The following is a 24,903-nucleotide window of genomic DNA, read 5'->3' as shown; positions in this document are numbered from 1 at the left end:
GCCGGCGGTGTCAGACCTCGTACGGGCGGGCCGGCCACGGCGGCTGGGCCGGGCGCAGGGCGTCCAGGCCGCCCGGGGCGGCGAGCGCCGCGGACAGCGCCAGGGCTCCGGTGACCAGGCCCGGGTTGCCCAGCCGGCCCTCCAGGATCCCGCGGACCAGGTCCGCGAGCGGAACGCGGGCGATCTCCATGTCCGCCTCCTCCTCGGACACGGCGTACCGCTCCCCCTCGGCCTCGGAGAGGCCGCGCGCGAGGAAGATCCGGATCGCCTCGTCGGAGCCGCCGGGGGACGCGAAGAAGTCCACGAGCACCCGCCAGTCCTCCGCCTTGACGTGCGCCTCCTCGTACAGCTCTCGCTGGGCCGCGTGCAGGGGGTTCTCGCCGGGTACGTCGAGCAGCCCGGCCGGGAGCTCCCACAGCTTGTGCCGTACGGGGTGGCGGTACTGGCGCAGCACGAGCACGCCGCCGTCCTCGTCGAGCGCGAGCACGCACACCGATCCCGGGTGCACCTGGTAGTCCCGGCGCACCACCGATCCGTCCGGCATGCTCACCTGGTCCGAGCGGACCGCCGTCTTCGCGCCCTCGAACGGGGTCCGTGAGGCGATGACCTCCCACGACTCCCCGCTGTCTGCGATGCCCATGGCCATGACCCGTACCCCGTACCTTCCGAAAGCGAACAGAAGACGCGCCGTAGGACGCGCCGCAAACGCGACAGCCGGGGCACGTTCCGTGCCCCGGCCGTCTACGTTATGCGGTCAGACCGTCACTTGGCCTTCGCGGCCTGCTGACGCTCCACCGCGGCCTTGACCAGGCCCGCGAACAGCGGGTGCGGCCGGGTCGGGCGCGAGCGCAGCTCCGGGTGGGCCTGGGTGGCCACCAGGTAGGGGTGCACCTCGCGCGGGTACTCGACGTACTCGACGAGCTTGTTGTCCGGGGAGGTGCCGGAGAAGACGAGGCCGGCCTTCTTCTCCAGTTCGCCGCGGTAGGCGTTGTTGACCTCGTAGCGGTGGCGGTGGCGCTCGTCCACGTACGCCTGGTCGCCGTAGACCTCGCGCACGATGGAGCCCTCGGCCAGCTTGGCCGGGTACATGCCCAGGCGCATCGTTCCGCCCAGGTCGCCGGCGCCCTCGACGAAGGCCAGCTGCTCCTCCATCGTGGAGATCACCGGGTGCGGGGTGGAGGCGTCGAACTCGGTGGAGTTGGCCTCCGTGATGCCCGCCAGGTTGCGCGCGGCCTCGATGACCACGCACTGCAGGCCCAGGCACAGGCCGAGCAGCGGGATCCTGTTCTCGCGGGCGTAGGTGATGGCGCCGACCTTGCCGTTGACACCGCGGTCGCCGAAGCCGCCGGGCACGCAGATCGCGTCCACGTCGCCGAGGACGGCGGCGGCACCCGCCGGGGTCTTGCAGTCGTCGGAGGTGACCCACTTGATCTGGACGCGGGCCCGGTTGGCGAAACCGCCGGCGCGCAGCGCCTCGGTCACCGACAGGTAGGCGTCGGGCAGGTCGATGTACTTGCCGACGAGCGCGACCTTGACCTCGTGGTCGGGGTTGTGGACGCGGTCCAGCAGGTCTTCCCAGACCGTCCAGTCCACGTCGCGGAACGGCAGGTCGAGCTTGCGCACGACGTACGCGTCGAGGCCCTCGGTGTGCAACACCTTCGGGATGTCGTAGATCGACTTGGCGTCGATGGCCGCGACGACGGCCGCCTCGTCCACGTCGCACATCAGCGAGATCTTGCGCTTGATGGAGGTCGGGACCTCGCGGTCGGCGCGCAGCACGATCGCGTCCGGCTGGATGCCGATGTTGCGCAGGGCGGCGACCGAGTGCTGGGTGGGCTTGGTCTTGAGCTCGCCGGAGGGGCCGATGTAGGGCAGCAGCGAGATGTGCACGACGAAGACGTTGTCGCGGCCGACCTCGTGGCGGACCTGGCGGACGGTCTCCAGGAACGGGAGCGACTCGATGTCGCCGACCGTGCCGCCGACCTCGGTGATGACGACGTCGACGTCCTCGGTCGCCATGCGGCGGATGCGGTGCTTGATCTCGTTGGTGATGTGCGGGATGACCTGCACGGTGTCACCGAGGTACTCGCCGCGCCGCTCCTTGGCGATGACCTGGGAGTAGACCTGGCCGGTGGTGACGTTGGCCGAGCCGTCGAGGTCCACGTCGAGGAAGCGCTCGTAGTGGCCGATGTCCAGGTCGGTCTCGGCGCCGTCGTTGGTGACGAACACCTCACCGTGCTGGAAGGGGTTCATCGTGCCCGGGTCGACGTTCAGGTACGGGTCGAGCTTCTGCATCGTGACCCGAAGGCCCCGCGCCTTGAGCAGCGCACCCAGGCTGGAGGCCGTCAGGCCCTTGCCGAGGGAGGAGGCGACACCCCCGGTGACGAAGATGTGCTTGGTCGTCATGGCTGTGCTCGCCAAGAGGGGGCTCCCGTGGTCGCGAAGTGAAGTGCGGTGCTTCCGGCGCCGACCACCCTCGAACCGGAGGCTCTCAGGGGGCGCCGAAGCTGCGGTTTCGGGGCTCCTGATTCGCACAGGCAGACCACCGGTCCACGGGGTACCAGCCTATCAGCGCCCGGGCCGGTCCGCCTCCGGCCACGCGCCGCCACGACCGCTCGACGCAGCGCCACCGGCCGCTGCGGGGCCGGTCACGCCGACATCCGCCCTGGTCACCCATTCGGACTAGACACATTGTCCTCAGACTTCAGGAGATCACTAGGGTGCCGTCATATCCTGCTCGGATATCGCATCACATCGCCGCCGAGCAGTCCGGCAGACGGCGTAACCCGGCCGCATCCGGAATCATGAGCTCAGTGCGGGGATCCATACCCACGGGACCGCGCAACCGCGCAATGCAAGCGCCCTTCGGGGCGGACGTGGCCGTTCGACTGGGAGATCTAACGTGTCCGGGCGCATCGAGGATTACGCACTGATCGGGGACATGCAGACCGCCGCACTGGTCTGCCGGGACGGATCGGTGGACTGGCTGTGTCTGCCCCGTTTCGACTCCCATGCCGTCTTCGCGAGCATCCTCGGAACGGAGGATCACGGCTTCTGGCGCATCGGCCCGGCGTTCCCCGGGGGCGCCGAGGCCCCCGCGGCGACGCGCCGCCGGTACCAGGGCGACTCGCTCATCCTGGAATCGGAGTGGGACACGCCGCGCGGCACGGTCCGCGTGACCGACTTCATGCCGCCCCGCGAGGACCACGCACCGCAGCTGGTGCGCATCGTCGAGGGCGTCAGCGGGCGCGTCCCGATGCGCTCCGCGCTGCGCATGCGCTTCAGTTACGGCCGGGTCGTGCCCTGGGTGCACAAGGTCGACGGGCGCACCGTGGCCGTCGCGGGCCCCGACTCGGTCTGGCTGGACACCGACGCGCAGACGTACGGCAAGGACCTGACGACGTACTCCGACTTCACCGTCGGCCCCGGCGACCGCAAGGCCTTCTGCATCAGCTGGCAGCCCTCCCACAAGGGCGCCCCCGAGACCCCCGACGCGCAGGAGGCGCTGGCGACCACCACCGCGTTCTGGCGCGAGTGGGTCGACCACTGCACGTACCACGGCCCCTACCGCGAAGCCGTGATCCGCTCCCTGATCACCCTCAAGGCGCTCACGTACGGCCCCACAGGCGGCATCGTGGCCGCGCCGACCACCTCCCTCCCGGAGGAGATCGGCGGCGTCCGGAACTGGGACTACCGCTACACCTGGCTGCGCGACGCCGCCATCACCCTCTCCTCGCTGCTGCGCACCGGCTACCGCGAGGAGGCCCAGGCCTGGCGCGAGTGGCTGCTGCGCGCGGTCGCCGGGGACCCGGAGAACCTGCAGATCATGTACGGGATCGCGGGCGAGCGGGAGCTCGGCGAGACCGAGCTGGACTGGCTTCCCGGGTACGAGGACTCCCGCCCGGTCCGGGTCGGCAACGGCGCCGCGCACCAGCTCCAGCTGGACGTGTACGGCGAGGTCACCGAGGCCCTGCACCTGGGCCACATGACGGGCCTGGCGCGCAACGACTACGCCTCGGTGCTCCAGTTGAAGCTGATCCGCTACCTGGAGGAGCACTGGGACCAGCCGGACGAGGGCATCTGGGAGGTGCGCGGTCCGCGCCGGCACTTCGTGCACTCGAAGGTGATGGCGTGGGTGGCCGTGGACCGCACGATCAAGCTGATCGAGAGCGGGGACGCGGACGGGCCGCTGGAGCGGTGGCGCGAGATGCGCGACGAGATCCACCAGGACGTGTGCGAGAAGGGCTACGACAAGGAGCGCAACACGTTCACGCAGTCGTACGGCTCCAAGGAGCTGGACGCCTCGCTGCTGCTGATCCCGCAGATGGGCTTCCTGCCGCCCGACGACAAGCGGGTCATCGGCACGATCGAGGCGATCCAGCGCGAGCTGTCGACCCCGGACGGGTTCATCCTGCGCTACCCGACGGCCGGCGGCGAGGCGGGCGTGGACGGGCTGGAGGGCGACGAGGGGGCGTTCCTCGCCTGCTCGTTCTGGATGGCGGACGACCTGGCGATGATCGGACGCGTCGACGAGGCGCGCCAGCTCTTCGAACGGCTGCTGGCGCTCCGCAACGACCTGGGCCTGCTGGCGGAGGAGTGGGACCCGCGCCTCCAGCGCCAGGTCGGCAACTTCCCCCAGGCCTTCAGCCACGTCCCCCTGATCGACACGGCCCTGCGCCTGACGGCGAGCGGGGCGTACGGGGGCTAGGCCGTGTCTTTCGGCGCGGTGGGGCCGTCCGGTCCCGCCGCGCCCCCGGCACCGGCCGCGCCTACGCTGGAATGGTCCTACGCCTCCTGCGGAAGGAGGGCCGCAGCCATGACTGCCCCGTCAAAGGCCGGCCGGGCCCTGGCCGATCTGCGTGACGATCTGGCCGGTCAGGTCATCACCCCCGGGGATCCCGGATACGACGAGGCCCGGACGGTCTTCAACTCGATGGTCGACCGCCGTCCCGCCGTCATCGCCCGGTGCGAGAGCGAGGCGGACGTCGTCACCACGGTCCGCTTCGCCCGCGAACTGGACCTGCCCGTCGCCGTCCGCGGCGGCGGCCACAGCGTCGCCGGGATGTCCCTCAACGACGGCGGCGTGGTCGTCGACATGCGCGGCATGCAGGAGGTCACCGTCCACCCCGGCGCGAAGGCCGTACGCGTCGGGGGCGGTGCGCTGATGGGCGCGCTGGACCGCGCCTGCCAGCCGTACGGGCTCGCCACCACCGGCGGCCGGGTCTCCACCACCGGGGTCACGGGGTTCACCCTCGGCGGCGGCTCCGGCTGGCTCGACCGGAAGTTCGGGCTGGCCGTGGACAACCTGCTCGGCGTGGACCTGGTCACCGCCGACGGCTCCACCCTGACGGCGACCGCGGAGGACAACCCCGAGCTGTTCTGGGCCCTGCACGGCGGCGGCGGGAACTTCGGGGTCGCGACCTCCCTCACGCTGCGCCTGCACGAGCTCCCCGAGTTCGCGATCTGCCTGCTGCTGTACCCGCTGGAGGCCGGCCCCGAAGTCCTGCGCACCTACCGCGACGTCGTCGAGAGCGGTCCCGCCGAGGCGGGCGGCGGCATGATCTACCTGACCGCCCCGCCCGAGCCCTTCGTACCGGAACACCTGGTCGGGACCCTGATGGCGGGCGCGCTGCTCACGTACGCGGGCGGCGAGGACGCGCTGCGCGCACTGGCGGCGCCGCTGCTCGCGCTGCCGCACGAGGTGGAGGTGCTCACCGCCCTGCCCTACGCGGACTTCCAGTGCATGCTCGACGACCCGCCGGGGCTGCGGAACTACTGGTCCGCGGAGTACCTGACCGGCATGCCGGACGAACTCGTCAGCGTCTTCTGCGCCCTCGGGGACGTGATGCCGACGGGCGGGACCCAGCACGTGATGTTCCCGCTGGGCGGGGCCATCGCGGACGGGCCGTCGGAGTTCCCCGTTCCGTACCGGGACTCCCCCTGGGCCGTGCACCCGTTCGCCATCTGGGAGGACGCGGCCGAGGACGAGCGCAACGTGCAGTGGGTGAAGGACGTCCGCGCCCACGTGCGGCCGTGGAGCACCGGCGCGGTGTACCTCAACTTCACCGGGGACGAGGGCTCCGAGCGGGTGGCGGCCGGTCTCGGCGCGGAGAACCTGGCGAGGCTGGCGGCGGTGAAACGGGCGTACGACCCGGACAACGTCTTCCGCTTCAACCACAACATCAGGCCCGCCTGACCCCCTGATAGCGTCCCGCGACATGGACAACCAGGGCGGGATCACCGTTCAGCGGGCGCTGGAGCTGCCCGGACTGCGCAGCGGGCTGCCGGAGGTGGTGGCCTGCGCCGACCGCCTGGGACGGACCGTGCGCTGGGTGCACGCGGGCGAGGTGCCGAACATCGCCTCCCTGCTCAAGGGCGGGGAACTGCTGCTGACCACGGGGCTGGGCCTGGGCACGCGGCCCGCGGAGCAGCGCGCGTTCGTACGGCGCCTCGCGGACCGGGGGATCGCCGCGCTGGTGGTCGAGCTGGGCCCGCGCTTCACCCGGCTCCCGGCGACGCTCGTCGAGACGGCACGGGCGGCCGGCCTGCCGCTGGTCCAGCTGCACCGCGAAGTGCCGTTCGTGGCGGTGACGGAGGAGGTCCACACCGAGATCGTCAACCACCACTACGCCCTGCTCCAGCGGGCCGAGGAGGTGCACCGGCGGTGTACGCAGGCCCTGCTCAGCGGTGGCGGGATCCCCCAGGTCCTGCACATCCTGGCCGACTTCACCGGTAACCCGGTGTTCCTGGAGACCCCCGACGGGCAGCTCCTGTACGCGGCGGGCCCGGGCTCCGGGGAGGCCGCGGCCGACCCGTTGCAGGTATGGGAGGGGCTGCGGGGACAACGCGAGGCGGAGCCTTCGGCGAACGCGGTCCTGATCGACGTCCCGGGGGGCGGCCACGGCACGGGCTCGGTCCGCGCCCGGATGGTCCTGCTGGGCGTCTCGGCGCCGCTGCTGCCCGTCCACCGGATGGCGGCGGAGCGGACGGCGGGGGTGCTGGCCGTGGTGCTGATGCAGGCCCGGCAGGAGGACGAACTGGCGGCGCGCGGCCGCGGCGACTTCCTGACGGACCTGGCGGAGGGCCGCATCTCGGCCCAGGACGCTCCGGCGCAGGCGCGCGTCCTGGGCTTCAAGCCGGGCGCGGGCCCGCTCCTGCCGGTGGTGATGCGGCTTTCCCCGTCCCTGGGCCCGTCGGGCAACTGGGCGGTCCTGGCCAGGGCGGTCCTGGAGGAGCTCTCCTCGGTGGGCGTCCCGGTCCTGCTGGGCGTGCGCCCGGTGGAGGGCCGGGTCCCCCTCCTGGTCTCGCTGCGCTCCGAATCGGAACGCACGACGGTGGCGGACCGCGTGGCCGCCGCGCTGCGGGCGGGCGTGGAGCGGGCCGGCCTGGACCGCGCGGCGGCCCCGCCCGCGGTGGTGGTGGGCGTGGCGGGCGGCTGGGCGGCGGCTTCGGCGGGCCTGCGCCACGCCGCGGAGACGGCGACGGCGGCGCACGGGCTGCCGGCCCGGCCCTGGTACGACGCCCGCCGGCTCGACATCGACCTGCTCCTGTGGCGGCTGCGCGAACACCCCGACCTGGCGGCGTTCGTGGACCGGGCGATCGGCGCGCTGCGCGTGCACGACGCGGCGTCCCGCCCCCCGCTCCTGCCCACCCTGGAGACGTACCTGGCGCACGCGGGCCGCAAGGCGGAAACGGCGCGCGAGCTCCACCTGAACCGCCAGACCCTCTACAACCGCCTGGCCCGCATCTCGGAGCTGCTGGGCACGGACCTGGACGACCCGGAGACGGTCCTCTCCCTGAGCCTGGCCCTCCGCGCCCGCCGCCACACGCCCTCGCCTTCTTGACGCCCTCCTCGCACCACTCGGGCCCGGCGGCCCTGCCGGGCACCGCCGGGCTGCGCCGAAGTCCGTCCGGCGGCCGCCGCGCGGGGGCTCAGGACGGCGTCTCGCCGTGGCGGACCGAGGGCACGCGCTCGGCGGGACCCGTCCGCAGGCCGCCGCGAAGCCGGGCGGGTGACCCCGGCCCGGGGCCGGTGGGCGGCCCTGCGGGGCGTTTCCCCCACCCGCCCGCCGCCCGTTCCCCGGGGCTCCGCCCCGGACCCGCGGCGGCCGCGGCCACGGCGGCGTGCGCAGGACGGCGTGGGCAGGACCACCGGTGCGGCCGGCGCCCCGGCCCCCTAGGACCGCCGGAGGCTATCTGCGGCGGTCCATCAGCTCGTCGTAGACCGACAGGATCTGGGCCACCGTGTCGTCCTCCGTGGGCCACGTGGCCGCCTGGGCGCGGCCCGCGGCGGCCAGGGCCGCGCGGCGCGGCGGGTCCGCGAGGAGGTCCGTCACCGCCGAGGACAGCGCGGCCGCGTCCCCGTACGGCACCAGGACCCCCGCGTCCCCGATCAGCTCCGGGATGCCCCCGACCGCCGTCGCCACCAGCGGTACCCCCGCCCGCAGGGCCTCCTGCGCCAGCAGGGACCGCGCCTCCCAGCGGCTCGGCAGCACCGCCACGTCGGCCGCCGCCAGCAGCTGCGCCGCGTCCCGGCGCCGCCCCAACAGCCGTACCGGCAGACCCTCCGCCTCGATCCGCCGCGCCAGCTCCGTCCGCTGCGGGCCCTCCCCCGCGATCACCACCAGCGGCAGCGGCTCCAGCACCCGCCAGGCCCGCGCCGCGTCCAGCAGCACCGAGTACCCCCGGTGCTCCACCAGGCTCCCGACCGCGATCAGCAAGGGCCGCTCCACCGCCCCCAGTTCCGCACGCACCTTGCCGGGGTCGGCCGCTGCGTCCGGGCCGGCCGCCCCCATCGGTACGGCCACCGGCGCCAGCCGGGCGTCCCGCGCGCCCCGCGCCCGCGCCAGGTCCACCTGGTCCGAGGAGGCCCCGAGCACCACCGCCGCCGCCCGCGCCACGTGCCGTTCCAGCACCCGGCCCAGCCGACCGAACGCGCCCTGCTCCGCCGGTCCGCCGCCGTGCCAGGTCACCACCAGCGGCACCCGCCGCCCGCGCAGCGCCACCGCGGCCCGCATCCCGGCGCGCACCCCGTGCGCGTGCACCACGTCCGCCCCGGCGCACACGGCCCGCAGCGCGCTCACCGCGTCCGGGGTGAACTGCGCCCCCGCGCCGGTGAAGTCGTACTCCCCCTCCGCCTCCACGGACGCGCACACCGTGACCCGTACGCCGCGCGCGGCGAGCCCGGTCGTCAGCGACCGTACGTGCGCGCTGCTGCCCGCGCCGGCGCCGCCGAGCACCTGGACGGTGCGGAGCGGCGGCCGCCCGTACGGCTGTGCGGGGACCGGGGTCGAGACCGGGGAGCTGCTCACTGGCCGAAGCTCCAGGGTGAGGGAGGCAGAGTCGTCGCCCAGAATGCCAGTCCGCACGCGCGTTCCGGGACCATACGGGTACGGATCCCGCAGGAGATACCGCCCCACACCCCCGAGCCTCACCCACACGGCGTAGCGCGCGCCGCCTACGGGCGCACGCCGGGGGCCCGGGACGGCATCCGTCCCGGGCCCTCACGAACGAGCGACAGCAGCGACAGCAGCAGCAGCAGCAGCAGCAGCAGCAGCAGCAGCAGGCTACGCGTCCGCGCGGGCCGCCGCCAGGAGTTCCTCCGCGTGCGCGCGTGCGGAGACCGAGTCCTCGTGGCCCGCCAGCATGCGCGAGAGTTCGCGGACGCGGTCCTCGCCCTCCAGGACCTTGACCCCGCTCCTGGTCACCGATCCGTCGTTGGTCTTCTCCACCAGCAGCTGCCGGTCCGCGAAGGCGGCCACCTGCGGCAGGTGCGTGACGACCACCACCTGCGCCGACTTGGCCAGCTTCGCGAGGCGGCGCCCGACCTCCACGGCCGCCTTGCCGCCCACGCCCGCGTCGACCTCGTCGAAGAGGTACGTCGGCACCGGGTCCGAGCCCGCGAACACGACCTCCACCGCCAGCATCACGCGCGAGAGCTCACCGCCCGAGGCGCCCTTGGCGATCGGCCTCGGCTGGGCGCCCGGGTGCGGGGCCAGCAGCAGTTCGACCTCGTCCGTGCCCGAGGGCCCGTACGCGACCGGGCGGCCGTCGACCTCCACCCCCTCGGGGTCCTCCACCTGCCGGATGTCGATCGTCACCCGCGCGTGCGGCATCGCCAGCGAGGCCATCTCCGCCGTGACGGCCGAGGCGAACCGCGTCGCCGCCTCCACCCGCGCGTCCGTCAGCGCCTGCGCCAGCAGCGAGAGTTCGGCCCGCAGCCCGTCCCGCTCGGCGGTCAGCTCGGCGATCCGCTCCTCGTCGCCGTCCAGCTCCAGCAGCCGCGCCGAACCGCGCTCGGCCCACTCCAGTACGGAGTCGATCGACTCTCCGTACTTGCGCGTCAGCTGGGTCAGCGCCGCACGCCGCTCCTCCACCGCGGCCAGCCGCAGCGGATCGGCGTCCAGGTCGTCCGCGTACCCGGCCAGCTCGCCGGCCACGTCGGCCAGCAGGATCCCGAGCTCCCCGATCCGCTCCGCGAGCGCGCCGAGCGCCGGGTCGTGCGACCGTACGGCGTCCAGGGCCCGGTGCGCGCCCGCGACGAGGGTGTTCGCGTCGACGCCCTCCGGGTCCTCGACATCGCCGGCGAGCGCCGCGTGGGCGATCTGCGCCGCCGAAGCCAGCGATTCGGCGTGGCCGAGCCGCTCGGCCTCCGCCGCGAGCTCCGCGTCCTCGCCCGCCAGCGGCTCCACGGCCGCGATCTCCTCCAGGCCGAAGCGCAGCAGGTCGGCCTCCTGGGCCCGTTCCCGGGCCCGGGTGGTGATCTCTTCGAGTTCCACGGCGACGGCGCGCAGCCGCCGGTAGGCGGCCCCGTACTTCTCCAGCGGTACGGCGACGGCGTCGCCCGCGTACCGGTCGAGGGCCTGGCGCTGGCGGGCGGGCCGCAGCAGCCCCTGCTGGTCGGTCTGCCCGTGTACGGCGACCAGGTCGTCCGCGAGTTCGGCGAGCAGGCCGACGGGCACGGAGCGGCCGCCGACGTGGGCGCGCGAGCGCCCCTCGGCGGACACCGTCCGGCTGATGAGCAGGGCGCCGTCGTCCAGCTCGGCCCCGGCCTCCTCGGCGCGTACGGCGGCGGGCGCGCCGGGGCGCAAGACGATGCGGCCCTCCACGACCGCGGCCTTGGCCCCGATCCGCACCAGGGCCGGGTCGGCGCGACCGCCGAGCAGCAGGCCGAGGCTGGTGACGACCATCGTCTTGCCCGCGCCGGTCTCGCCGGTCACCGCGGTGAAACCGGGCGACAGCTCGACCACCGCGTCGTCGATGACCCCGAGCGACCGTATCCGCATCTCCTCAAGCACGGGACGACGATACCGAGGTTTCACCCGTGCCATGTGACGTCACCCGTCGGGAGTTTCCCGAACGCATGTGCTATTAGCGGGTCACTCCGGGCTCTCAGCGAGGCGCCCCGCGCCACCCCGAGACAGGGAGCGCGAACTTCGCGACGAGCCGGTCCGTGAACGACGCGTGGTGCAGCCGGGCGAGCCGCACCGGCACCGCCCCGCGCCGGACCTCCACCCGGGCCCCGGCCGGCAGCTCCAGCATCCGGCGGCCGTCGCACCACAGCACCCCGTGCGGAACCCCGTGCTGCACCTCCACCGCCAGCACCGAGTCCGGCGAGGTGACCAGCGGCTTCGCGAACAGCGCGTGCGCGCTGATCGGCACCATCAGCAGCGCCTCCACCTCCGGCCAGACCACCGGCCCGCCCGCCGAGAAGGCGTACGCCGTCGAGCCGGTCGGGGTCGCGCAGACGATCCCGTCGCAGCCGAAGCCCGACACCGGGCGCCCGTCGATCTCCAGGACCACTTCCAGCATCCGCTCGGGGGACACCTTCTGGACGGCGGCCTCGTTCAGCGCCCAGTCCCGGTGGAGCACGTCACCGTTGGTCCGCACGAGCACGTCGAGGGTCATCCGCTCCTCGACCTCGTACGCCCGCGTCACGACCCGCTCCACGACCTGGTCGAGGTCCTCCCGCTCGGCCTCCGCGAGGAACCCCACCCGCCCCAGGTTCACCCCCAGCATCGGCACCCCCGAGCCGCGCGCGAACTCCGCGCCGCGCAGCAGGGTCCCGTCGCCGCCCAGCACGATCAGCAGCTCGCAGCCTTCGAGCACCTCGGGGGTGCACTCGGACACCAGCTCCACCTCGGGCGGCAGCGGCAGGTCCCTCGCCTCGTACTCGACGACCCGTACGCCCAGGCCGTTCTTGAGCAGCCCCTGGACGACCAGCTCGGCGCTGCGGATGGCCGCGGGCCGCCCGGTGTGCGCGAGCAGGAAGACGGTCCGCCCCCGCCCCGGGGCCGCCGGGTCCGAGTCGTTCGAGCTGTCCGAGGTGTACGACGAGCTGTCCGCTGAATCAGTCACTGAGGCCCCTCCACCACTGCACGGTCAACATCCGCCGGGTCGAGTGCCGGTGCCCCCGCCCGCAGCCACAGAAAGTACTCGACGTTCCCCGACGGACCGGGCAGCGGACTCGCGGTCACCCCGAGCACGCCCAGCCCCAGCTTCGCCGCCTGGGCCGCCACCTCGCGCACGGCCTCCGCGCGCAGCTCCGGGCTGCGCACGACGCCGCCGCTGCCGAGCCGGTCCTTGCCGACCTCGAACTGCGGCTTGACCATCAGCACCAGGTCCGCGTCCGGGGCGCAGCAGCGCACCAGGGCCGGCAGCACCAGGCCGATGGAGATGAAGGACAGGTCTCCGACGACGAGGTCGACCGGGACCCCGTCGAGCTGCTCGACCGTCAGCTCCCGGACGTTCGTACGGTCCTTGACCGTCACCCGGTCATCGCTCTGCAGCGACCAGGCGAGCTGCCCGTAGCCGACGTCGACGGCCATCACGTGGGCCACGCCGGCGCGCAGCAGCACGTCGGTGAAGCCACCGGTGGAGGCGCCCGCGTCCAGCGCGCGGCGGCCCTCGACGGCCAGCCCCCGCGGCCGGAAGGCCGCGAGCGCCCCGGCCAGCTTGTGACCGCCCCGGGAGACGTAGTCGGGGTCGCTGTCGTCCTTGAGGACGACGAGGGCCGCGCTGGTCTCGACCTGGGTGGCCGCCTTGGTCGCGGTGGCGCCGCCGACGGTCACCCGGCCCGCGGCGATCAGCTGGGCGGCGTGCTCGCGCGAGCGGGCCATGCTGCGGCGTACCAGTTCGGCGTCCAGGCGGCGGCGTGCCACTCCTGCCACGTTCGGTTCAGCTCCTGTTTTCGTACGGTCCGGGGGCGGGCGGTGCGTCCAGCGCGGTCAGCGTGTCACGCAACCCCCTGTGCACATCCTCGTACACCGCGACGTGTCCGTCCGCCGTGAGGTGGTCGGCGTCGGCCAGCCGCTCCAGGTGCGCGTCCACCCCGGCGTGGCCGGTGGGCGTACGGGCGAGCCCCAGGGGCTCGGGCGCCGCCGGCCCGGACCCGGCGGGCGCGTCCGCCGCGGGCGGTGCGTCCGCCGCTTCCGGTACGCCGGCCGTGTCCGGTACGTCGTCGGCCATGTCGTCGGTCATGCCCCCGACGCTACCCCGAAGCCCCCGGGCGGCCACGCACGGCTCTGCGGTACGGTCGAGATCACGATGGCTACGATCGATGAGTGCCGCGCCGCACTCGACAGACTCTCCGGCAACCTCGCGCAGGCCGACGGCAGTGTGCGCGGCGCCGCCGCGATGGACCGCTCCCTGAGCTGCCACATCACGGACCTGGACCAGACCTTCACCGGCCGCCTCGAAGGTGGCCGGATCCGGGTGGACGCGGTCTCCCCCGGCCCGCCCGCCACGAAGGCCGAGATCCGGCTCGCGATGACGGGCGACGACCTGGTGGCGATGGTCGCGGGCGAGCTCAAGTTCGCCAAGGCCTGGGCCTCCGGGCGGGTCCGCCTGGAGGCCGGCTTCCGCGACCTGCTCCGCCTCAAGAGCCTGCTGTAGCCCCTGCCGCGGTCCCCGTCAGCCGCCCGGCCGCCGTCTTCGGCTTGCGCGCGGCCGGGATCACCAGCGGGGTGCCCGTCTCCGGGTCGTCGATGATCTGGCAGCGCAGGCCGAAGACCTCCTCCACCAGCTCCGCCGTGACCACCTCGGCCGGCGGCCCCTCCGCCACGACCTCGCCGCCGCGCATCGCGATCAGGTGCGTGGCGTAGCGGGCCGCGTGGTTGAGGTCGTGCAGCACGGCGACCAGGGTCCGCCCCTGCTCCTCGTGCAGCTCAGCGCACAGGTCCAGCACGTCGATCTGGTGCTGGATGTCCAGGTACGTGGTCGGCTCGTCCAGCAGCAGCAGCGGAGTCTGCTGCGCCAGCGCCATCGCGATCCACACCCGCTGGCGCTGCCCGCCCGACAGCTCGTCGACCGACCGGTCCGCGAGCTCGGCGACCCCGGTCGAGGCCATCGACTCGCGCACGATCCGCTCGTCCTCCGGGGACCACTGCCGCAGCAGCCCCTGGTGCGGGTACCGGCCGCGCGAGACCAGGTCGGCGACCGTGATCCCGTCCGGCGCGATCGAGGACTGCGGCAGCAGGCCCAGCGTCTTGGCGACCTTCTTCGCCGGCATGGACCCGATGGCGTGCCCGTCCAGCAGCACCTGCCCGGCGGACGGCTTCAGCATCCGCGACAGGGCGCGCAGCAGCGTGGACTTGCCGCACGCGTTGGGTCCCACGATCACCGTGAACGAGTGGTCGGGGATCTCCACCGACAGGTTCTCGGCGATGACCCGCTGCTCGTAGCCGAGGGTCACGTTCTGCGCGGTCAGCCGCTGCTGCACCTGCGTACTCCTTGAGTTGCTCGTGTCCGTGCTCGTGTCCGTGCGGGCATCCGTGCCGGCATCCGTGCTCATATGCGCCCCGCCTTTCGCTCGGTGACGAGCAGCCAGAGCAGGTAGACACCGCCGACCAGCCCGGTCACCACGCCCACCGGCAGCTGGTCGGCGCCGAAGGCGCGCTGCGAGGCCCAGTCGGAGACGAGCAGCAGGACGGCGCCCATCAGCGCGCCGGTGAGCAGGTTCGACCCGGGCGAGCGGGTCAGTCGCCGCGCCAGCTGGGGCGCGGCCAGCGCGACGAAGGAGATGGGGCCGGCGGCCGCGGCGGCCGCGGTGGTCAGCAGGACCGCCGCCAGCATCAGCAGCATCCGCGTGCGCTCCACCCGTACCCCGAGGGCGTACGCGGCGTCGTCGCCCATCTCCATCATCCGCAGGGCCCTGCCCTGCCCGAGGACGAGCGGGAACAGGACCGCGCAGGTCACCAGCAGCGGCCAGACCTGGCTCCAGTCCCGGCCCGCCAGCGAGCCGGTCAGCCAGACCATCGCGCGCGTCGCCTCGACGAGCTCGGCCTTGGTCAGCAGGTAGTTGATGACGGCGACGAGCATCGCGGAGACACCGATGCCGACCAGCACCAGCCGGTAGCCGTGGATGCCGCGCCGGTAGGACAGCAGGTAGACGAGGACGCCGGTGATCAGCCCGCCCACCAGCGCGCCCGCGGCGACCTCCGTCGCGCCGCCCTTGAACAGGACGATCACGACGAGCGCGCCGACCGACGAGCCGTAGCTGAAGCCGAGCAGGTCCGGGGAGCCGAGCGGGTTGCGGGAGACGGACTGGAAGACGGCGCCGGCCATCCCCAGCGCCGCGCCCACCAGCAGCGCGACCACCACCCGCGGCAGCCGCAGGTCGTTGACGATGAAGTCGTTCGCCGGGGTGCCGTTGCCCAGCAGGGTCTGTACGACGTCCCACGGCGCGATCTCGAAGTCGCCGGTGCCGATGAGGACGACGGCCATCGCCACGGCGGCCGCGACGAGCAGCAGCCCGACCGTCAGCGCGCGCGGCTCCAGCCGCAGGGACAGCCCCGCGGGGCCGCACAGGGCACGGGATCCGGGCTTGTCCGCCCGAAGGTCGACGGTCACAGCTGGGCCATCCTCTTGCGCCGGACGAGGTAGATGAAGACGGGCCCGCCGATCAGCGCGGTGACGATGCCGACCTGGAGCTCGGCGGGCCGCGTGACGACCCGGCCGATGACGTCCGCGCCCAGCAGCAGCACCGGCGAGAGGACCGCCGAGTAGGCGAGCACCCAGCGCATGTCGGGACCGGTGATGATCCGCACCAGGTGCGGGATCATCAGCCCGATGAAGACGATCGGCCCGCAGGCCGCGGTCGCCGCCCCGCACAGCAGCGTGATGGCCACCATGGCGCCGATCCGGGTCCGCGTCAGATGGGCACCCAGAGCCCGTGCGGTGTCGTCGCCCATGGCCATCGCGTTGAGCGACCGGCCCAGCGTGAGCGCGATCAGCGCGCCCACCACCAGGAACGGCGCCACCTGCCGGACGGTGTCCATGTTCGCGGAGGCCAGGGAGCCCACGGTCCAGAAGCGCAGCTTGTCCAGCGCCTTGCTGTCCATCAGCTGCACGGCGTTGATGTAGCCGACCAGGGCCGCGCTGGCCGCCGTACCGGCGAGCGCGAGGCGCACCGGGGTGGCGCTGCGGCTTCCGCCGAGTACGTAGACGACGACGGAGACGACGGCGGCGCCGAGGAAGGCCCACCACACGAACTCGCTGAGCGAGGAGGCCCCGAGGAAGGTGATCGCCGAGACCACGGCGGCCGCCGCGCCCGCGTTGACGCCGAGGATGCCGGGCTCGGCCAGCGGGTTGCGGGTCAACGCCTGCATCACGGCCCCGGAAAGGCCGAGCCCGAGCCCGACCATCAGCCCGAGGAGGGTGCGCGGGACCCGCAGATCGCGCACCACGACGTCGGAGGGCGTTCCCGCGTAGTGGAACAGGCCGTGCCAGACCTGGTCGAGGGGCATCTGCCTGGCCCCCACGGCGATGCTCGCCACCGCGATCACGGCCAGCACCGCCAGGGCGCCGAGCAGACCGGCGGCGCGCGCGGCGTGCCGCGGGCGGATGGCGGCGACCGGCGCCGCGCTCTGTTCAGGGGGACTCTCGACCAACACGAGGTTAGGTTAGCCTACCCTGCACCCGAATTGGCCCTCCGTCCTGGTCCAAGGGGGCCCGGCGGCCCGGCCTAAAGGCCGATCCGGGCCAGCGCCTTGCCCGCGTCCAGCGTGCACGAGCCGTCCCCGGCCCGGGTCCACGCCGCCGCGCACAGCGCCCGCAGCCCGTCCAGCGGCTCGCCCTCGCCCCGCAGTTCCAGTGCGTCCGCCGCCGCCACCGCGGTCCAGCCCCCGCAGCGGAAACCCTCCCCCGCGGCCACGACCTCCGGCTGCCCCGTCAGCAGCCCCCGCAGGTCCCGGTCCACGTACGTCGGCCGGTGCGCCGGCTCGGCCCGCAGCAGCTGCGCCCCGTCCGTCACCCCGGTCAGCACCAGCAGCGAGTCCACGTCCCCGTTGAACGCGCCCTCGATGTCCGTGTCCAGCCGGTCCCCGACCACCAGCGGCCGCTCCGCCCCCGTCCGCAGCACCGTCTCCCGGTGCATCGGGGGCAGCGGCTTGCCCGCCACCTGCGGCTCCGCTCCCGTCGCGATCCGTACGACCTCCACCGCGGCCCCGTTGCCCGGCCCGATCCCCCGCGCCCCCGGAATCGTCAGGTCGGTGTTCGACGCGAACCACGGCACCCCGCGGTGGATCGCGTACGAAGCCTCCGCGAACCGCGACCACGGCAGGTCCGGGCCCCCGTACCCCTGGACGACCGCCGCGAGCCCCTCCTCGTCGGCGGAGTCCACCGGTACGAGCCCCCGCTCGCGCAGCGCGACCCGCAACCCCTCCCCGCCGATCACCAGCACCTTGGACCCCGGCTCCACCTGCTCCGAGATCAGCCGGGCCACCGCCTGCGCCGAGGTGATCACCTCGCCGGCCTCGGTCGGGATCCCCAGCTCGCCCAGGTGCTCGGCGACCGCCTCCGGGGTGCGCAGCGCGTTGTTCGTGACGTACGCGAGGTGCATCCCGCCGTCCCGGGCCGCGGCGAGGGACTCCGCCGCGTACGCGATCGCCTCGCCACCCGCGTACACCACCCCGTCCAGGTCCAGCAGGGCCGTGTCGTACGCCTGGTGCAGGCTGCGCTCGCTGCCCGCCGGACTCGTCCTGCTCTGCCGGGTCATCCTGTCGGCTCCCTGTCCACTCGATCCACGACGGTCCGTCCGTCACATCCGTCCGCCCGTGACCGATACCGAACGCATGCGACTTGCTGTCTTCCTCACCCGATCATCCCGCATCGCGAGACGCGTCTTACCATGCACCAATGACCACATCTGGTACCGCGGACGACGGGCTGCGCCTGATCCCCTTCCATGGACTGCGCTATGACCCGGAGCGCGTCGGCAGCCTCGCCGCCGTCACCTCACCGCCGTACGACGTGGTCGTGCGGCCCGACGGCGTCGACCACCTGGAGTCCGCCGACCCGCACAACATCGTCCGCCTGATCCTCCCCCAGGCCGACACTCCCGCCGAGCGCAACGAACAGGCCGCGCACACCCTGCACGACTGGCTCTCCAAGGGCGTCCTCAGCGCCGACCCCGAGCCCGCGCTGTACGTCTACGAGCAGCGCAAGGGCAGCGTGCTCCAGCGCGGCGTGATCGGCGCCCTGGCCCTCTCGAAGCCCGACGCCGGCATCGTCCTGCCGCACGAGGACGTCATGCCCGACGTGGTCACCGACCGGGCCGGTCTCATGCGGGCCGCTTCGGCCAATCTTGAACCGCTCCTGCTCACCTACCTCGGCGGCGACCCCGCGGCCGGCGCGACGGCGGTCGTCGAGCGGACCGCCGCCCGCCCGCCGCTGCTGGCCACCACCACCGAGGACGGCTTCCGGCACCGGCTCTGGGCCATCACCGACCCGGCCGACCTGGCCGCCGTCACCACCGATCTCGGCCACCGCCAGGCCCTCATCGCCGACGGCCACCACCGCTGGGCGACGTACCTGCGCCTCCAGGAGGAGCACCAGTCCCCCACCGACTGGGACTTCGGCCTGGTCCTCCTCGTCGACACCGCCCGCTACCCGCTCCAGGTCCGCGCCATCCACCGGATGCTGCGCCGCCTCCCCGTCGCGGACGCCCTGGCCGCCGTGGAGGGCCACTTCCTGGTCCGCCCGGTGGAGGGACCTCTGCCGCTCGCCCTGGAGGCCCTCGCCGACGCCGCGGAGCGCGGCAACGCCTTCCTCCTGGCCGGCGACGGCACCTTCCACCTGGTCACCGACCCGGACCTGGACCTGCTGGAGCGCACCGTACGGCGCGACCGCCCCGAGGCCTGGCGCCGGCTGGACGCTACCGTCCTGCACGCGACGCTCCTGGACACCCTGTGGCGGATCCCGGACGCCCCGGACCAGATCACCTACATCCACGACGCGGCGGCCACCGTCGCCATGGCCGAGCGCCACGGCGGCACCGCGGTCCTGTTGCACCCCGTACGGGAGGCGGTCGTCCGGGACCTGGCCCGCCAGGGCGTCACGATGCCCCGCAAGTCGACCTCGTTCGGCCCGAAGCCGGCCACCGGCCTGGTCCTGCGCAGCCTCGACTGACCCGGCCCGGCGCAGCCTCGGACACGAGAAAGGGCGGTACCCCCGGAGGGGTACCGCCCTTTCTCAACTCAGCCGGTCAGGCGCTCAGGCCTTGTCACGGTCCTGCTCGTCGTCCTCGTCCTCGACGACGGCGATCTCGTCGGTGACGTCGACGTCGGCGTCGGAAGCGGACCCCTCCAGGGGCTCGTACTCCTCGTCGTCCTCGTCGTAGTACTCGGCCTGGTCGGAGGCGCGCTCGGCGGCGGCCACCTCGGCGGCGTCCTGCTCGTCGTCCTCGTCGTCGGCGTCGACGTCGTCCGGCTCATCGCCGCCGAGCGCGTCGACGAACTCGACCCCGTCCAGCTCGGCGAGCCGGTCGGAGGCGTCCATCGCGCCGTCCTTGTCCGCCTCGACCGTCTTGGCGAACCACTCGCGGGCCTCGTCCTCACGGCCGGCGGCCAGCAGGGCGTCGGCGTAGGCGTACCGCAGGCGTGCGGTCCACGGCTGCACGGAGTTGGAGGCCAGCTCCGGGCTCTGCAGGGTCACGATGGCGGCGTCGAGCTGCCCCATGTCCCGGCGGGCACCGGCGGCGACCAGGCGCATCTCGACCTGGCCGGCCTTGTCCAGCTTCTGCACCTCGGGCTCGCCGGCCATGGCCAGCGCGCGCTCGGGGCGGCCGAGGCCGCGCTCGCAGTCGGCCATGACGGGCCACAGCTCGACGGAGCCGGTCATGCGCTTGGCGGCGCGGAACTCGGCGAGCGCCTCGCTGTACTTCTGCGTGGCGTACGCGGCGAAGCCGGCGGCCTCGCGCACGGCGGCGACGCGGGAGGCCAGGCGCAGGGCGATGCGCGAGTACGCGTACGCCTGCTCCGGGTCCTCGTCGATCAGCCGGGCCACCATGACCAGGTTGCGGGAGACCTCCTCGGCCAGCCCCTTGGGCAGGCTCAGGAGCTCCTGGCGGACATCGGCGTCGATCTCGAGACCGGTGACGTCCTCGTCGATCGGAAGCCGCTTGACCGGGTCACGGTCGCGGTCCGCACGGTAGTCGCGGTCACCGCCGCGCTCATCACGGCCGCCACGGTAGCCACCGCGGTCACCGCCACGGTCGTCACGGCCACGGAAGCCGCCGCGGTCGCCGCCGCGGTCGTCGCGGCGCGGGTAGGACGGACGGTCGCCGCCACGGTCGTCACGACCGCCGCGGAAACCACCGCGGTCGTCATCACGACGCGGGTACGAGGGACGCCCACCGCGGTCGTCGTCGCGACGGGGGTACGACGGGCGGTCGCCACCGCGGTCGTCGCGGCGGAAACCGCCGCCGCCACCGGAGGGACGCTCACCGCGGTCGTCGCGGCGCGGGTAGGAGGGGCGGTCGCCGCCACGGTCGTCGCGGCCGCCGCGGAAACCACCGCGGTCGTCGTCGCGACGGGGGTAGGACGGACGGTCGCCACCGCGGTCATCGCGGCGGAAACCGCCGCCGCCACCGGAGGGACGCTCGCCCCGGTCGTCACGACGGAAGCCACCACCGGAGGGCCGGTCGTCGCGACGCGGGTACGAGGGACGCTCGCCCCGGTCGTCACGGCGCGGGTAGGAGGGGCGGTCGCCGCCACGGTCGTCGCGGCCGCCGCGGAAACCACCGCGGTCGTCATCGCGACGCGGGAAGGACGGGCGGTCGCCACCGCGGTCGTCACGACGGAAACCGCCGCCACCACCGGAAGGCCGGTCGCCCCGGTCGTCACGACGGAAGCCACCACCGGAGGGCCGGTCGTCACGACGCGGGTACGAGGGACGCTCGCCCCGGTCGTCACGGCGCGGGTACGACGGACGGTCCTCGCGGCCGCGGAAGCCGCCACCGGTCGGGCGGTCGCCGCCGCGGTCGTCACGGCGGAAGCCACCGCCACCACCGGAGGGACGCTCACCGCGGTCGTCGCGGCGCGGGTAGGACGGACGGTCGCCGCCGCGGTCGTCACGACCGCCGCGGAAACCACCGCGGTCGTCATCGCGACGCGGGAAGGACGGGCGGTCGCCACCGCGGTCGTCACGACGGAAACCGCCGCCACCACCGGAGGGACGGTCGTCGCGACGCGGGTACGAGGGACGCTCGCCCCGGTCGTCGCGGCGCGGGTAGGACGGACGGTCGCCGCCACGGTCGTCACGACCGCCGCGGAAACCACCGCGGTCGTCATCACGACGCGGGTAGGACGGACGCCCACCGCGGTCGTCGTCACGACGGGGGTACGACGGACGGTCGCCACCGCGGTCGTCGCGACGGAAGCCGCCGCCACCACCGCCGGCGGGACGCCCGCCGCGGTCGTCACGGCGGAAACCGCCGCCGCCTGCGCCGCCACCGGTCGGACGGCCACCGCGGTCGTCGCGGCGGAAGCCACCACGGTCACCGCCACGGTCGTCACGGCCCCCGCGGTAGCCGCCCCTGTCACCGCCGTCGTTGCGCCGAGGCTCGCGCTCCGGACGATCGTCGGGAGAGTTGGACATGGGTGTGACTCCTGTCTTCGGGGTACCGCTAGTCATTCTCGCGCAACCAACCCATGGCCGCGCTTCGGCGTAAAGAGGTGAAAAACAAAAAGGACCCTTGGTCCAGCGTTGAACGCTGGACCAAGGGTCCTTTGAAAGATTGTTCGGCGGCGTCCTACTCTCCCACAGGGTCCCCCCTGCAGTACCATCGGCGCTGAAAGGCTTAGCTTCCGGGTTCGGAATGTAACCGGGCGTTTCCCTAACGCTATGACCACCGAAACCCTATCGGTTTCGAGCGAACAAGCACACTTTGTAGTTGTGTTCCAGCTCTAGAAACCAGCAACTGTTCGTTGCTTCAGAACTAACACAGTGGACGCGAGCAACTGAGGACAAGCCCTCGGCCTATTAGTACCAGTCAGCTCCACCCGTTACCGGGCTTCCACATCTGGCCTATCAACCCAGTCGTCTACTGGGAGCCTTACCCTCTCAAGGAGGTGGGAATACTCATCTTGAAGCAGGCTTCCCGCTTAGATGCTTTCAGCGGTTATCCCTCCCGAACGTAGCCAACCAGCCATGCCCTTGGCAGGACAACTGGCACACCAGAGGTTCGTCCGTCCCGGTCCTCTCGTACTAGGGACAGCCCTTCTCAATATTCCTACGCGCACAGCGGATAGGGACCGAACTGTCTCACGACGTTCTAAACCCAGCTCGCGTACCGCTTTAATGGGCGAACAGCCCAACCCTTGGGACCGACTCCAGCCCCAGGATGCGACGAGCCGACATCGAGGTGCCAAACCATCCCGTCGATATGGACTCTTGGGGAAGATCAGCCTGTTATCCCCGGGGTACCTTTTATCCGTTGAGCGACGGCGCTTCCACAAGCCACCGCCGGATCACTAGTCCCGACTTTCGTCCCTGCTCGACCCGTCGGTCTCACAGTCAAGCTCCCTTGTGCACTTACACTCAACACCTGATTGCCAACCAGGCTGAGGGAACCTTTGGGCGCCTCCGTTACCCTTTGGGAGGCAACCGCCCCAGTTAAACTACCCATCAGACACTGTCCCTGATCCGGATCACGGACCGAGGTTAGACATCCAGCACGACCAGAGTGGTATTTCAACGGCGACTCCACCCCAACTGGCGTTGGGGCTTCAAAGTCTCCCACCTATCCTACACAAGCCGAACCGAACACCAATATCAAACTGTAGTAAAGGTCCCGGGGTCTTTCCGTCCTGCTGCGCGAAACGAGCATCTTTACTCGTAGTGCAATTTCACCGGGCCTATGGTTGAGACAGTCGAGAAGTCGTTACGCCATTCGTGCAGGTCGGAACTTACCCGACAAGGAATTTCGCTACCTTAGGATGGTTATAGTTACCACCGCCGTTTACTGGCGCTTAAGTTCTCAGCTTCGCAACCCCGAAAGGTCACTAACCGGTCCCCTTAACGTTCCAGCACCGGGCAGGCGTCAGTCCGTATACATCGCCTTACGGCTTCGCACGGACCTGTGTTTTTAGTAAACAGTCGCTTCTCGCTGGTCTCTGCGGCCACCCCCAGCTCACGGAGCAAGTCCGATCACCAGTGATGGCCCCCCTTCTCCCGAAGTTACGGGGGCATTTTGCCGAGTTCCTTAACCATAGTTCACCCGAACGCCTCGGTATTCTCTACCTGACCACCTGAGTCGGTTTAGGGTACGGGCCGCCATGAAACTCGCTAGAGGCTTTTCTCGACAGCATAGGATCATCCACTTCACCACAATCGGCTCGGCATCAGGTCTCAGCCTTAATGAGGGACGGATTTGCCTACCCCTCGGCCTACACCCTTACCCCGGGACAACCACCGCCCGGGCTGGACTACCTTCCTGCGTCACCCCATCGCTTACCTACTACAAGTCTGGTTCGTCGGCTCCACCACTTTCCTTTCCCCGAAGGGTCCGGAACGGCTTCACGGACTTAGCATCGCCTGATTCGATATTGGGCGTTTCAAAGCGGGTACCGGAATATCAACCGGTTGTCCATCGACTACGCCTGTCGGCCTCGCCTTAGGTCCCGACTTACCCTGGGCAGATCAGCTTGACCCAGGAACCCTTAGTCAATCGGCGCACACGTTTCTCACGTGTGTATCGCTACTCATGCCTGCATTCTCACTCGTGAACCGTCCACAACTAGCTTCCGCTGCTGCTTCACCCGGCACACGACGCTCCCCTACCCATCACAACACCCGTTGGGGCTTATTGCTGCAATGACACGACTTCGGCGGTACGCTTGAGCCCCGCTACATTGTCGGCGCGGAATCACTTGACCAGTGAGCTATTACGCACTCTTTCAAGGGTGGCTGCTTCTAAGCCAACCTCCTGGTTGTCTCTGCGACTCCACATCCTTTCCCACTTAGCGTACGCTTAGGGGCCTTAGTCGATGCTCTGGGCTGTTTCCCTCTCGACCATGGAGCTTATCCCCCACAGTCTCACTGCCGTGCTCTCACTTACCGGCATTCGGAGTTTGGCTAAGGTCAGTAACCCGGTAGGGCCCATCGCCTATCCAGTGCTCTACCTCCGGCAAGAAACACACGACGCTGCACCTAAATGCATTTCGGGGAGAACCAGCTATCACGGAGTTTGATTGGCCTTTCACCCCTAACCACAGGTCATCCCCCAGGTTTTCAACCCTGGTGGGTTCGGTCCTCCACGAAGTCTTACCTCCGCTTCAACCTGCCCATGGCTAGATCACTCCGCTTCGGGTCTAGAGCGTGCAACTCAAACGCCCTATTCGGACTCGCTTTCGCTACGGCTTCCCCACACGGGTTAACCTCGCTACACACCGCTAACTCGCAGGCTCATTCTTCAAAAGGCACGCAGTCACGACGTTACATGCAAGCATGCAACGCGACGCTCCCACGGCTTGTAGGCACACGGTTTCAGGTACTATTTCACTCCGCTCCCGCGGTACTTTTCACCATTCCCTCACGGTACTATCCGCTATCGGTCACCAGGGAATATTTAGGCTTAGCGGGTGGTCCCGCCAGATTCACACGGGATTTCTCGGGCCCCGTGCT

The 24,903-nt window shown here is 71.7% G+C and carries 17 protein-coding genes, 2 rRNA genes and 1 pseudogene (1 of these 20 only partly in view); 5 read left to right on the top strand and 15 right to left on the bottom strand.

All coding sequences use genetic code 11. The features are described from left to right. Positions 1–10 precede the first annotated feature (10 nt). Positions 11–640 carry an NUDIX domain-containing protein gene (locus tag CP980_RS25855; RefSeq protein ID WP_132760501.1) on the bottom strand — a complete coding sequence of 210 codons (630 nt, stop codon included), beginning with the start codon at positions 638–640 and terminating at the stop codon, positions 11–13. Between the two features lie 122 nt (positions 641–762). Next, the gene (locus CP980_RS25850; RefSeq protein WP_132760502.1) at positions 763–2,406 is read right to left on the bottom strand and encodes a CTP synthase; all 1,644 of its coding nucleotides are present in this window, start codon (positions 2,404–2,406) and stop codon (positions 763–765) included. Between the two features lie 535 nt (positions 2,407–2,941). Between CP980_RS25850 and CP980_RS25845 the strand changes: the two genes are divergently transcribed. The 3 genes from CP980_RS25845 to CP980_RS25835 all read left to right on the top strand — a co-directional run bounded on the left by CP980_RS25845 (position 2,942) and on the right by CP980_RS25835 (position 7,844). Beyond that, positions 2,942–4,708, top strand: coding sequence for a glycoside hydrolase family 15 protein (locus CP980_RS25845; RefSeq protein ID WP_165937438.1), 1,767 nt, complete (start codon positions 2,942–2,944; stop codon positions 4,706–4,708). Positions 4,709–4,816: 108 nt separating this feature from the next. Beyond that, complete coding sequence (locus CP980_RS25840; protein ID WP_150529182.1) at positions 4,817–6,196, top strand: FAD-binding oxidoreductase; 1,380 nt, start codon at positions 4,817–4,819, stop codon at positions 6,194–6,196. Between the two features lie 22 nt (positions 6,197–6,218). Continuing rightward, positions 6,219–7,844, top strand: coding sequence for a PucR family transcriptional regulator (locus tag CP980_RS25835; protein WP_132760505.1), 1,626 nt, complete (start codon positions 6,219–6,221; stop codon positions 7,842–7,844). A 348-nt stretch (positions 7,845–8,192) separates the two neighbouring features. Here the strand turns inward: CP980_RS25835 and CP980_RS25830 are convergent, their stop codons facing one another. From CP980_RS25830 to CP980_RS25810, 5 genes are all read right to left on the bottom strand, one after another. Further along, complete coding sequence (locus CP980_RS25830; RefSeq protein ID WP_150529181.1) at positions 8,193–9,311, bottom strand: glycosyltransferase family 4 protein; 1,119 nt, start codon at positions 9,309–9,311, stop codon at positions 8,193–8,195. A gap of 255 nt (positions 9,312–9,566) precedes the next feature. Further along, positions 9,567–11,285 carry a DNA repair protein RecN gene (gene recN / locus CP980_RS25825; protein ID WP_189998941.1) on the bottom strand — a complete coding sequence of 573 codons (1,719 nt, stop codon included), beginning with the start codon at positions 11,283–11,285 and terminating at the stop codon, positions 9,567–9,569. Between the two features lie 106 nt (positions 11,286–11,391). Further along, positions 11,392–12,267: an NAD kinase gene (locus tag CP980_RS25820; RefSeq protein ID WP_132760531.1), complete on the bottom strand. Its 876-nt coding sequence runs from the start codon at positions 12,265–12,267 to the stop codon at positions 11,392–11,394. A gap of 86 nt (positions 12,268–12,353) precedes the next feature. Then, on the bottom strand, positions 12,354–13,169 hold the full coding sequence (locus CP980_RS25815) for a TlyA family RNA methyltransferase (protein WP_099893535.1): 816 nt from the start codon (positions 13,167–13,169) through the stop codon (positions 12,354–12,356). Between the two features lie 7 nt (positions 13,170–13,176). Then, the gene (locus CP980_RS25810) at positions 13,177–13,479 is read right to left on the bottom strand and encodes a hypothetical protein (protein WP_229907183.1); all 303 of its coding nucleotides are present in this window, start codon (positions 13,477–13,479) and stop codon (positions 13,177–13,179) included. Positions 13,480–13,545: 66 nt separating this feature from the next. On the opposite strand from CP980_RS25810, the gene CP980_RS25805 reads away from it, so the two are divergent. Further along, positions 13,546–13,893 (top strand): SCP2 sterol-binding domain-containing protein, encoded by a 348-nt coding sequence (locus CP980_RS25805; RefSeq protein ID WP_132760508.1) that lies wholly within the window; start codon positions 13,546–13,548, stop codon positions 13,891–13,893. Here CP980_RS25805 and CP980_RS25800 read toward each other — a convergent pair. The 4 genes from CP980_RS25800 to CP980_RS25785 form a co-directional block, all read right to left on the bottom strand. Further along, a complete protein-coding gene (locus CP980_RS25800) occupies positions 13,877–14,791 on the bottom strand; it encodes an ABC transporter ATP-binding protein (RefSeq protein ID WP_229907184.1) in 915 nt (304 codons plus the stop codon). The genes CP980_RS25805 and CP980_RS25800 overlap by 17 nt on opposite strands. Further along, positions 14,788–15,849 (bottom strand): FecCD family ABC transporter permease, encoded by a 1,062-nt coding sequence (locus CP980_RS25795; RefSeq protein WP_150529178.1) that lies wholly within the window; start codon positions 15,847–15,849, stop codon positions 14,788–14,790. The genes CP980_RS25800 and CP980_RS25795 overlap by 4 nt, the downstream gene beginning before the upstream one ends. Next, positions 15,846–16,892 (bottom strand): FecCD family ABC transporter permease, encoded by a 1,047-nt coding sequence (locus CP980_RS25790; RefSeq protein ID WP_189998933.1) that lies wholly within the window; start codon positions 16,890–16,892, stop codon positions 15,846–15,848. Before CP980_RS25790 ends, CP980_RS25795 begins: the two co-directional genes overlap by 4 nt. A 71-nt stretch (positions 16,893–16,963) precedes the next feature. Beyond that, positions 16,964–17,995, bottom strand: coding sequence for an HAD hydrolase-like protein (locus tag CP980_RS25785; protein ID WP_099893531.1), 1,032 nt, complete (start codon positions 17,993–17,995; stop codon positions 16,964–16,966). Positions 17,996–18,135: 140 nt separating this feature from the next. Here CP980_RS25785 and CP980_RS25780 point away from each other — a divergent pair, with 140 nt between their 5' ends. Then, positions 18,136–19,407 carry a DUF1015 family protein gene (locus tag CP980_RS25780; protein ID WP_132760510.1) on the top strand — a complete coding sequence of 424 codons (1,272 nt, stop codon included), beginning with the start codon at positions 18,136–18,138 and terminating at the stop codon, positions 19,405–19,407. Positions 19,408–19,491: 84 nt separating this feature from the next. Here CP980_RS25780 and CP980_RS25775 read toward each other — a convergent pair whose 3' ends face one another. The 4 genes and pseudogenes from CP980_RS25775 to CP980_RS25760 form a co-directional block, all read right to left on the bottom strand. Further along, positions 19,492–20,334, bottom strand: coding sequence for a tetratricopeptide repeat protein (locus CP980_RS25775; protein WP_229907189.1), 843 nt, complete (start codon positions 20,332–20,334; stop codon positions 19,492–19,494). A 615-nt stretch (positions 20,335–20,949) separates the two neighbouring features. Next, positions 20,950–21,549 (bottom strand): annotated as a pseudogene (locus CP980_RS36850) (hypothetical protein); the annotation flags it as partial. A 468-nt stretch (positions 21,550–22,017) separates the two neighbouring features. Further along, a 5S ribosomal RNA gene (rrf, locus tag CP980_RS25765) occupies positions 22,018–22,134 on the bottom strand. 106 nt (positions 22,135–22,240) lie between these two features. After that, positions 22,241–24,903: ribosomal RNA gene (locus CP980_RS25760) — 23S ribosomal RNA — on the bottom strand; it runs 461 nt beyond the window's last position.

The organism is Streptomyces vinaceus, from assembly GCF_008704935.1.
In the GTDB taxonomy this organism is placed as follows: Bacteria; Actinomycetota; Actinomycetes; order Streptomycetales; family Streptomycetaceae; genus Streptomyces; species Streptomyces vinaceus.
The sequence above is the reverse complement of the archived record's forward strand: the minus strand, read 5'-3'. Positions and strand labels throughout refer to the sequence as shown.